We start from the raw sequence: 9,494 nt of genomic DNA, 5'->3' as shown, positions 1-9,494 counted from the left end.
CCTGTCGGTGCGGGTTCAGGCGCGGGAGCCTAGGCCCGGCGCGGGGCGCCGTCCGTTGTGCCCACCCGTTCCGCCCTGCGGAACGATTGCCCACAACGGGGCGGGCGCGGGCCCACAACGCCGGGGCGGCGCCGGGCGGCGGAGGAGAGCGTCATCTGCCGGAAACACGGTGGTGTGAAGCTCTCCCCATGACTGCCGCACACATCGAGGAGAACCGCTCCCACCCCCGCCTCCCCGCCCTGCTCGGCGCCTACCACCTGGTCAACCAGGCCGGGAAGGGGGCGGTCGTGGCGACCGTCGCCGAGCTCCCGGCCGTATACCGGGCCGAGGCCGAGGACCCGGCCGCCGCCTTCGCCGCGGACACCGTCCTGCTCGCCACTCCGCCCGGCGCGGACGCGCCGGCCGGCTGCGTCGTCCTCAAGGCGCCCCGCGAGGGCCGCGCGCCCGAGATCAAGCGGCTCTGGGTGGAGCCCGGGGCCCGCCGGAAGGGGATCGCGAGGGCGCTGATGGCCGAGGCGCTGCGCCGCGCCGAGGCGTCCGGCGTCCGCTCGGTGCGCCTCACCGTCTGGGACGGGCGGGAGGAGCCGCTCGCCCTCTACCGGAGCCTCGGCTTCGAGACCGTCGACTCCTGGGACGACCGCCCCGACCTGCTCTGCCTGGAGCGGCGGCTCGACGTCGTGGAGCGGCTCGCGCCGGAGGCCGTACACGCCCAGGCCCCCGCCGGACTCGCCGCGCTCCTCGTGGACGCCGTGGACGGCGGGGCCTCCGTCGGCTTCCTGGCGCCCCTGGACCCCGCCGACGCGGCCTCCTGGTGGAGAGGCGTCGCCGAGGAGGCGGCGCGGGGCGTACGGGACGTCTGGGCCGCCCACGGGCCCGACGGCCGCGTCACCGGAGTCGTCACCCTCGTCCGTGTCGGCGCGGCCAACGGCCGGCACCGCGGCGAGATCGCCCGGCTCCTCGTCCACCGCTCCGCCCGCGGCCGGGGTCTCGGGCGCCGTCTGCTCGCCGCGGCCGAGGCCCACGCGGCGGCCACCGGCCTGCGCCTGCTCGTCCTGGACACCCAGACCGGCAGCCCGGCCGAGCGCCTCTACCGGGGAGCGGGCTGGACCCCCGCCGGGACCATCCCGGACTTCGCCGCCGACCCTGGCGGCACCCTGTGCGCCACGACGCTCTACTACAAGCGCGTCTAGGGGGTGTCCTGGGGACGCGAAGGGGCCCGGGAGGCGATTCGCCTCCCGGGCCCCTTGCGTACACCGTCCGCTACGGCAGCTGCGCCGCCCGCGCCTCCCGGCTCTCACGCCGGTTGCCGCGGAAGGTGTTCACCCGGCGGGCCGTCGCGAAGAGGGGGATCACGGCGCCCAGCACGACCTGGAGCGCGCAGCCGGTCTGGAGCAGGAACGCCCCGCCCGGTGCGTCGAACGCCCAGGCGGCCAGCATGGCCATCGCGCCGACGATCCAGCTGAGCATCGCCACCGCGAGGACGCCCCGCGGCTTCGGGTACTCGACCCGGCTGACCATCAGCCACGCCACTCCGATGATCGCGAGCAGCGTCGGGATGAAGGGCAGCTCCAGAAGCACGATCGAGACGACCGTCAGCGCGCCGAACGGGCTCGGCATGCCCTGGAACATGCCGTCCTTCATCGTTACGCACGAGAATCTGGCGAGCCTCAGCACCACGGCCAGCAGGACCACGATCGCGGCCACCGCCGAGACCTTCTGCTGCGCGTCGTCCGCGACCATGCCGTACACGAGCACGAAGTAGGCCGGGGCCAGACCGAAGCTGATCAGGTCCGACAGGTTGTCGAGCTCGGCGCCCATCGGCGAGCTGCGGAGCTTGCGCGCCACGATGCCGTCGAAGAGGTCGAAGATCGCCGCGGCGAGCATCAGGATCACGGCGGTGGCGGCGCTGTTGCGCGCCATGCCGGACTCGCTGCTGCCCGTCAGGTGCGGGATGAGGATGCCGGTGGTGGTGAAGTACACCGCCATGAAGCCGCACGTGGCGTTACCGAGCGTGAGGGCGTCCGCTATGGACAGCCTCAACGACAGCGGCATCTCCTCGGCGTCCTCGGCGGTCTCCGACTCGCTGTCGGCGACCCACTCGGCGGCCCGTGTGTCGGGATCAATCACGGTCAATGCGAGTCACCCCCGCTGTGGTGGCCTGGCCGACCTCGACCGCGACCTCGACACCCTCGGGGAGGTAGATGTCGACGCGCGAACCGAAGCGGATCAGACCGATACGGTCACCCTGCTCGACCTTCGTCCCCTGCGGGATGTACGGGACGATCCGCCGGGCGACGGCGCCCGCGATCTGGACCATCTCGATGTCGCCGAGCTCGGTGTCGAAGTGCCAGACAACGCGCTCGTTGTTCTCGCTCTCCTTGTTGAACGCCGGAACGAACCCACCGGGGATGTGCTCCACCGACGTCACCGTGCCGGCCAGCGGCGCGCGGTTGACGTGGACGTTCAGCGGGCTCATGAAGATGGCGACCCGGGTGCGTCCGTCCTTCCACGGCATGATGCTCTGCACCACACCGTCGGCGGGGGAGATGACCCGGCCCTGAGCGATCTCGCGCTCGGGGTCGCGGAAGAACCACAGCATGCCGGCCGCGAGCGCGGTGGTCGGCACGGCGATGGCCGCGGCACGCCTCGACTTGCGCGCGCGCACGAGGCTGAGCGCCGCGGTGGCGACGGTCGGGAGGAGCCACGGCGATGCTCCGCGCGCGAGGCGTACGCCGGAGAGGCTGTCGCGGTGTGCAGAGGTTTGGCTGTGGGGCATGGATGACCTTCGTAGCGGATGATGCCGCACTGGCAACGGGGGACGGCGGCTTTCCGGCGATGCTATCGGTTGCGGGGCGCAACTGGGCAAGCCAGGAACCGAGTCGACGGCCGGAAGACGAACACAGGGTGTGATCTTCTTCGCGGCCGAACCGACTCAAAAGCGACAATCAACCCTGGAATCGGTACTCCTCGAGCAGCCGACGACCAATGATCATTTTCTGGATCTCGGCGGTACCTTCACCGATGAGCAGCATCGGGGCCTCCCTGTAGAGGCGCTCGATCTCGTACTCCTTCGAGAACCCGTATCCACCGTGGATGCGGAAGGCATCCTCGACGACCTCCTTGCAGTACTCGGAGGCGAGGTACTTCGCCATCCCTGCTTCGAGGTCGTTTCGTTCCCCGGAGTCCTTTTTGCGTGCTGCATTCACCATCATGGCATGCGCGGCCTCGACCTTGGTAGCCATCTCGGCCAGCTTGAACTGGATCGCCTGGTGCTGGGCGATCGGCTTGCCGAAAGTGTGACGTTGCTGGGCATAAGAGACACCGAGTTCGAAAGCACGCTGCGCGACGCCGCAGCCACGGGCCGCCACGTTGACGCGGCCGACCTCGACGCCGTCCATCATTTGGTAAAACCCTCGGCCGGTGGCCCCGCCGAGGACACGATTGGCCGGAATGCGCAGTCCGTCCATGATGAGTTCGGTCGTGTCGACGCCCTTGTAACCCATCTTGTCGATCTTCCCGGGGATCGTGAGGCCCGGACGGACCTCTCCGAAGCCGGGCTCCTTCTCGACGAGGAAGGTCGTCATCGACTTGTGGGGGGCCGTGCCCTCCGGGTGTCCTTCGTCACTTCGGACGAGAACGGCCACCAGCGTGGACGTGCCGCCGTTCGTCAGCCACATCTTCTGGCCGTTGAGGACGTACTCGTCGCCGTCCCTGACCGCCTTCGACGTGATCGCGGACACGTCCGAGCCGAGGCCCGGCTCCGACATCGAGAAGGCGCCGCGCGTCTCGCCGGCCGCCATCCGCGGGAGGAAGTACTCCTTCTGCTCCTGCGTGCCGTGCTGCTTGAGCATGTACGCCACGATGAAGTGCGTGTTGATGATGCCGGAGACCGACATCCAGCCACGCGCGATCTCCTCCACGCACAGCGCGTAGGTCAGCAGCGACTCGCCCAGGCCCCCGTACTCCTCGGGGATCATCAGGCCGAAGACGCCGAGCTCCTTGAGCCCGTCGACGATCTGCTGCGGGTACTCGTCGCGGTGCTCCAGCTCCGTCGCGACCGGGATGATCTCCTTGTCGACGAAGTCCCGGACGGTGGCGAGGATCTCCTGCTGGACATCGGTCAGACCGTGGGTCTGGGCGAGTCGCGCCATGACTACTTCCCCTGTTCCTTGAGCTCCGGGCGGCCGGGCTGCTCGCCGCCGCGCTCCTTGATGTACGTCTCGGTGGGGACCATCACCTTGCGGCGGAAGACGCACACGAGCGTGCCGTCCTGCTTGTAGCCCTTGGTCTCGACGTAGACGATCCCGCGGTCGTTCTTCGACTTCGACGGGGTCTTGTCGAGCACCGTGGTCTCGCCGTAGATCGTGTCGCCGTGGAAGGTCGGCGCCACGTGCCGCAGCGACTCGATCTCCAGGTTGGCGATGGCCTTGCCCGAGACGTCCGGCACGGACATGCCCAGCAGCAGCGAGTAGATGTAATTGCCGACGACGACGTTCCTGCCGAAGTCCGTCGTGTTCTCGGCGTAATTCACATCCATGTGCAGCGGATGGTGGTTCATCGTGAGCAGACAGAAAAGGTGGTCGTCGTACTCGGTGACCGTCTTTCCCGGCCAGTGCTTGTAAACGGCACCGACTTCGAACTCTTCGTAGGTACGGCCGAACTGCATGGTTCTCAGGCCTCCGGGATGTCGAACTTGGTGGTGCGCTGCATACCGGCGGCGCGGCCCTTGCCGGAGATGACCAGGGCCATCTTGCGGGAGGCCTCGTCGATCATCTCGTCGCCGAGCATCGCGGAGCCCTTCTTCCCGCCGGCCTCGGACGTGTAGTAGTCGTACGCGTCGAGGATCAGCTCGGCGTGGTCGTAGTCCTCCTGCGAGGGCGAGAAGATCTCGTTCGCGGCGGCGACCTGGTCCGGGTGCAGCACCCACTTGCCGTCGAAGCCCAGGGCCGCGGCGCGCCGCGCGACCGCCTTGTAGCCCTCCTGGTTGCGGATCTGCAGGTAGGGGCCGTCGATCGCCTGGAGGTTGTTGGCGCGGGCCGCCATCAGGATGCTCATCAGGATGTGGTGGTACGCGTCGGCCGGGTAGCCGGGCGGCTGCTCGCCCACGACGAGGGACTTCATGTTGATGGAGGCCATGAAGTCGGCCGGGCCGAAGATGATCGTCTCGACGCGCTGGGAGGCCTGCGCGATCGCGTTGACGTTGGTCAGGCCCTGGGCGTTCTCGATCTGCGCCTCGATGCCGATCTTGCCGACCTCGAAGCCCATGGTCTTCTCGATCTGCGTGAGCAGCAGGTCGAGGGCGACGATCTGCTGCGCGTCCTGGACCTTCGGCAGCATGATGCAGTCGAGGTTCTGGCCGGCGCCCTCGACGACCGTGACGACGTCACGGTAGGTCCAGTGGGTCGTCCAGTCGTTGACGCGGACCACGCGGGTCTTGCCGGTCCAGTCGCCCTCGTTCAGGAACTTCACGATGGTGTGCCGGGCCTCGGGCTTGGCCAGCGGGGCGCACGCGTCCTCCAGGTCCAGGAAGACCTGGTCGGCCGCGAGGCCCTGGGCCTTCTCCAGGAAGCGCGGGTTGGAGCCGGGGACCGCGAGGCAGGAGCGGCGCGGGCGGAGCCGGTTCACAGGGCTGGTCATGCGAGGACCTCCGTACTTTCAAGGGGGCTGAGCTTGTGAGCGGTGCGGATCTCGTCGACGATACGGCCGATGATCTCCGTGATGCCGAAGTCCTTCGGCGTGAAGACGGCGGCGACACCCGCGCGCTTCAGTTCCGCGGCGTCGGCGTTGGGGATGATCCCGCCCACGATGACCGGGATGTCCAGCGCGCCCGCCTCGCGGAGGCGGTCGAGGACGTCCGGGACCAGCGCGGAGTGCGAGCCGGAGAGGATCGACAGGCCCACGCAGTGCACGTCCTCCGCGAGAGCCGCGTCGACGATCTGCTCGGGGGTCAGCCGGATGCCCTGGTAGACCACCTCGAAACCGGCGTCACGTGCGCGTACGGCGATCTGCTCGGCCCCGTTCGAGTGCCCGTCCAGGCCCGGCTTGCCGACCAGGAGGCGCAGCCGTCCGACGTTCAGTTCCTCGGCGGTGCGGGCCACCTTGTCGCGGACCGCGGCGAGCGGCGTGCCCGCCTCGGCCGTCACGGCGACCGGGGCGGAGGAGACGCCCGTCGGGGCGCGGAACTCGCCGAACACCTCGCGCAGGGCCCCGGCCCACTCGCCGGTGGTGACCCCGGCGCGCGCGCACTCCAGGGTGGCCTCCATGAGGTTGTCCGTGCCCTTGGCGGCCTCCTTGAGGCGCTCCAGGGCCTTGCAGGGCCGCGGGTGGTTGAAGGGCGGCTGGTAGCGGTTGTCGCGCCAGGTCTTCATCGCGCCGGTGACCCGGGCCTCGACCGCCGGGTCGACCGTCATGATCGCGGTGTCCAGGTCGGCGGTGAGGGGGTTCTCCTCGGTCGACTGGAAGATGTTGACGCCGACGATCTTGTCGTCGCCGGCCTCGATCCGGGCGCGCCGGTCGGCGTGCGAGGAGACCAGCTGCGACTTGAGGTAGCCGGACTCGACGGCGGCCATCGCGCCGCCCATCTCCTGGATCCGGTCGATCTCGGCCAGGCACTCCTCGACGAGGGCCTCCACCTTGGCCTCGATCACGTGCGAGCCGGCGAAGATGTCCTCGTACTCCAGCAGGTCGGACTCGTGGGCGAGCACCTGCTGGATGCGGAGCGACCACTGCTGGTCCCAGGGCCGGGGGAGGCCGAGGGCCTCGTTCCAGGCCGGGAGCTGCACGGCACGCGCGCGGGCGTCCTTGGAGAGGGTGACGGCCAGCATCTCCAGGACGATCCGCTGGACGTTGTTCTCCGGCTGCGCCTCGGTCAGACCGAGCGAGTTGACCTGGACGCCGTAGCGGAACCGGCGCTGCTTGGCGTTCTCGATGCCGTACCGCTCCAGCGTGATCTTGTCCCAGATGCGGCCGAAGGCCCGCATCTTGCACATCTCCTCGATGAACCGGACGCCCGCGTTCACGAAGAAGGAGATGCGGGCGACGACCTCGCCGAAGCGCTCCTCGGGGACCTGCCCGGAGTCGCGGACCGAGTCGAGGACCGCGATCGCGGTGGCCATCGCGTACGAGATCTCCTGGACCGGCGTGGCCCCGGCCTCCTGCAGGTGGTAGCTGCAGATGTTGATCGGGTTCCACTTCGGGATGTGGCTGACCGTGTACGCGATCATGTCCGTCGTGAGGCGGAGCGAGGGGCCGGGGGGGAAGACGTGCGTCCCGCGCGACAGGTACTCCTTCACGATGTCGTTCTGGGTGGTGCCCTGGAGCTTGGTGATGTCCGCGCCCTGCTCCTCGGCGGCCACCTGGTAGAGCGCCAGAAGCCACATGGCGGTGGCGTTGATGGTCATCGAGGTGTTCATCTGCTCCAGGGGGATGTCCTGGAACAGCCGGCGCATGTCACCGAGGTGCGAGACGGGGACGCCGACCCGGCCGACCTCGCCGCGGGCGAGGATGTGGTCGGGGTCGTACCCGGTCTGCGTCGGCAGGTCGAACGCGACCGAGAGGCCGGTCTGACCCTTGGCGAGGTTGCGCCGGTACAGCTCGTTGGACGCCTCGGCGGTCGAGTGACCGGCGTACGTCCGCATGAGCCACGGCCGGTCCTTCTGGCGCTCAGTCATCTTCGGGACCTCAGATGTTCCGGAAGCGGTTGATGGCGTCGATGTGCTGGGCGCGGAGCTCGGGGTTGCTGACGCCCAGGCCCTCCTGCGGCGCGAGGGCGAGGACGCCGACCTTGCCCTGGTGCAGGTTGCGGTGGACGTCGTAGGCGGCCTGGCCGGTCTCCTCCAGGGAGTAGACCTTCGACAGGGTGGGGTGGATCTTGCCCTTGGCGATCAGGCGGTTGGCCTCCCACGCCTCGCGGTAGTTGGCGAAGTGCGAGCCGATGATCCGCTTCAGCGACATCCACAGGTAGCGGTTGTCGTACTGGTGCATGTAGCCCGAGGTCGAGGCGCAGGTGGTGATGGTGCCGCCCTTGCGGGTGACGTAGACGGAGGCGCCGAAGGTCTCGCGGCCTGGGTGCTCGAAGACGATGTCGATGTCCTCGCCGCCGGTCAGCTCGCGGATCTTGGAGCCGAAGCGCTTCCACTCGCGCGGGTCCTGGGTGTTCTCGTCCTTCCAGAACCTGTAGCCCTCGGCGTTGCGGTCGATGACCGCGTCGGCGCCCATGGACCGGCAGATGTCGGCCTTCTCGGGGGAGGAGACGACACAGATCGGGTTGGCGCCGCCGGCCAGGGCGAACTGCGTGGCGTACGAGCCGAGTCCGCCGCTCGCGCCCCAGATGAGGACGTTGTCGCCCTGCTTCATGCCGGCGCCGTTGTTGGAGACCAGCTGGCGGTAGGCGGTGGAGTTGACGAGGCCGGGGGCCGCCGCCTCCTCCCAGCTCAGGTGGCCGGGCTTCGGCATGAGCTGGTTGGACTTGACGAGGGCGATCTCGGCGAGGCCGCCGAAGTTGGTCTCGAAGCCCCAGATGCGCTGCTCCGGGTCGAGCATCGTGTCGTTGTGGCCGTCCGAGGACTCCAGCTCGACCGAGAGGCAGTGCGCGACGACCTCGTCGCCGGGCCGCCAGGCGTTGACGCCGGGGCCGGTGCGCAGGACGACGCCCGCGAGGTCGGAGCCGATGACGTGGTACGGCAGGTCGTGGCGCTTGGTCAGCTCGGAGAGGCGGCCGTAGCGCTCCAGGAAGCCGAAGGTCGAGACGGGCTCGAAGATCGAGGTCCAGACCGAGTTGTAGTTGACGGAGCTCGCCATGACGGCCACGAGCGCCTCGCCCGGGCCGAGCTCGGGGAGCGCCACGTCGTCGAGGTGGAGCGACTTGCGCGGGTCCTTGTCGCGGCTCTCGACGCCGGCGAACATCTCCGCCTCGTCCTTGTGGACGGTGACGGCCCGGTACGACTCGGGGAGCTTGATGTTCGCGAAGTCGGCGGACGTGGAGTCCGGGGACTGGATCGCGTCCAGGATTTCCTTCACGGGTTGCCTCCGGCGGTGAGCGTCCTGAGGGAGGGACGCCTGGGGGTTACGGCGGAATCTGCTGCTGTGGAGGTGTGCCGTCGGTTCGGCTGGGTGGAGCGGTGGCGGCGCTGTGTGGTGGAGCGCGAGGGTGCCTGTGACGCAGGCGTCCGGGCACACCGGCCGTCGGTCGGTGGGGACAGCCGGCGCGCGAGGTGTGTTCTCCGCGTGCCGGCCGCCCGGACAACATCAACGTATGGCACGCCGTGTCACCTGACAAGGCACTGCGTGCCAACAATTTCACTCAGATGCAATCTGCCCCTCACGGATGAGCGATGATCGATCGAAAACACCCGTGAGCTGCGGGAACGGGGGGGTGGGGGGGGCCGCCCCGCGGGATGCGGGGGGGGTCCTGCCCCCGGGCGCGCCCGCGGGCGTCCGGGTCGTGTTCCGTTGGCCGGGTCACCGTGCCGCCTCCCTGCCGTTCTGACCTGGGT

General features: G+C 69.2%; 8 protein-coding genes and 1 pseudogene. 2 read left to right on the top strand and 7 right to left on the bottom strand.

Going from position 1 to position 9,494, the window contains the following annotated elements; genetic code table 11:
- Positions 1 to 188 precede the first annotated feature (188 nt).
- Positions 189 to 617 (top strand): annotated as a pseudogene (locus ACFV2S_RS29260) (GNAT family N-acetyltransferase); the annotation flags it as partial.
- Positions 618 to 677: 60 nt separating this feature from the next.
- A complete protein-coding gene (locus ACFV2S_RS29255) occupies positions 678 to 1,190 on the top strand; it encodes a GNAT family N-acetyltransferase (protein WP_385565256.1) in 513 nt (170 codons plus the stop codon).
- A 70-nt stretch (positions 1,191 to 1,260) separates the two neighbouring features.
- Here the strand turns inward: ACFV2S_RS29255 and pssA are convergent, their stop codons facing one another.
- The 7 genes from pssA to ccrA form a co-directional block, all read right to left on the bottom strand.
- A complete protein-coding gene (gene pssA / locus ACFV2S_RS29250; protein ID WP_383799704.1) occupies positions 1,261 to 2,127 on the bottom strand; it encodes a CDP-diacylglycerol--serine O-phosphatidyltransferase in 867 nt (288 codons plus the stop codon).
- Positions 2,120 to 2,776 carry a phosphatidylserine decarboxylase gene (locus ACFV2S_RS29245; protein WP_073812552.1) on the bottom strand — a complete coding sequence of 219 codons (657 nt, stop codon included), beginning with the start codon at positions 2,774 to 2,776 and terminating at the stop codon, positions 2,120 to 2,122. Before ACFV2S_RS29245 ends, pssA begins: the two co-directional genes overlap by 8 nt.
- A 169-nt stretch (positions 2,777 to 2,945) precedes the next feature.
- A complete protein-coding gene (locus tag ACFV2S_RS29240; RefSeq protein WP_385565217.1) occupies positions 2,946 to 4,151 on the bottom strand; it encodes an acyl-CoA dehydrogenase family protein in 1,206 nt (401 codons plus the stop codon).
- Positions 4,152 to 4,153: 2 nt separating this feature from the next.
- Entirely contained in the window at positions 4,154 to 4,666 is a 513-nt protein-coding gene (locus ACFV2S_RS29235) for a MaoC family dehydratase (RefSeq protein ID WP_383799692.1), read from the bottom strand.
- A 5-nt stretch (positions 4,667 to 4,671) separates the two neighbouring features.
- Positions 4,672 to 5,637, bottom strand: a complete 966-nt coding sequence (locus ACFV2S_RS29230; protein ID WP_385565212.1) for an HpcH/HpaI aldolase/citrate lyase family protein — start codon at positions 5,635 to 5,637, stop codon at positions 4,672 to 4,674.
- Positions 5,634 to 7,670, bottom strand: a complete 2,037-nt coding sequence (locus tag ACFV2S_RS29225; protein ID WP_385565208.1) for a protein meaA — start codon at positions 7,668 to 7,670, stop codon at positions 5,634 to 5,636. The genes ACFV2S_RS29230 and ACFV2S_RS29225 overlap by 4 nt, the downstream gene beginning before the upstream one ends.
- A 10-nt stretch (positions 7,671 to 7,680) precedes the next feature.
- Entirely contained in the window at positions 7,681 to 9,018 is a 1,338-nt protein-coding gene (gene ccrA, locus ACFV2S_RS29220) for a crotonyl-CoA carboxylase/reductase (protein WP_385565204.1), read from the bottom strand.
- Positions 9,019 to 9,494: the final 476 nt, after the last annotated feature.

Source organism: Streptomyces sp. NPDC059695, assembly GCF_042733785.1.
GTDB lineage: Bacteria > Actinomycetota > Actinomycetes > Streptomycetales > Streptomycetaceae > Streptomyces.
The sequence above is the reverse complement of the archived record's forward strand: the minus strand, read 5'-3'. Positions and strand labels throughout refer to the sequence as shown.